We start from the raw sequence: 632 nt of genomic DNA on the forward strand, positions 1-632 counted from the left end.
ATCCTCACCGATGGCCAGGGCATCCCGCTCGCGGTGTCGCTGACCGGCGGCAACCGCAACGACGTCACCCAGCTGATACCGCTGCTGGACAAAGTCCCAGCCGTGGCCGGTGTCGTCGGGCCGCCCCAGGCACCGGCCCGACATGCTGTTCGCGGACCGCGGCTACGACCACGACAAGTACCGGCGGCTGCTCAGGCAGCGGGGCATCCGCCCCGTGATCGCCGAACGCGGCCAGCCACACGGTACGGGCCTGGGTACCTTCCGCTGGGTCGTGGAGCGGACGATCTCCTGGCTGCACGGCTTCCGCCGCCTGCGGATCCGCTGGGAGCGACGCGACGACATCCATGAAGCATTCCTCGGCCTCGCCACCTGCCTCATCACCCACCGCCACGTCCAACGCCTTTGTCAGGACCTCTAAGAGGTCCTAACAGAAGTTGTTGATCAAGTGACCGTTGGCTTGTCGGCTCGTTGGTCGGGGCGTGGGGAAGCGTCAGTCGCGACCGTGGATCGTGTCGGACGAACTGTGGTCGTTCATCGAGCCGTTGCTCCCGAAGCCGGCGCCGAAGCTGGTCTCGGGCCGGCCGCGTGTGCCGGATCGCCAGGCGTTGTGCGGGATCCTGTTCGTGCTGCAC

The 632-nt window shown here is 67.4% G+C and carries 1 protein-coding gene and 1 pseudogene; both read left to right on the forward strand.

Annotated features, from left to right (window positions below):
• Positions 1 to 418: pseudogene (locus tag C3488_RS39745) on the forward strand (IS5 family transposase); the annotation flags it as partial.
• Positions 419 to 506: 88 nt separating this feature from the next.
• Positions 507 to 632 (forward strand): transposase (locus C3488_RS39750; protein WP_374955497.1); only part of this gene is annotated, 126 nt, incomplete at its 3' end.

It is taken from the genome of Streptomyces sp. Ru72 (assembly GCF_002920635.1).
Classification (GTDB): domain Bacteria; phylum Actinomycetota; class Actinomycetes; order Streptomycetales; family Streptomycetaceae; genus Streptomyces.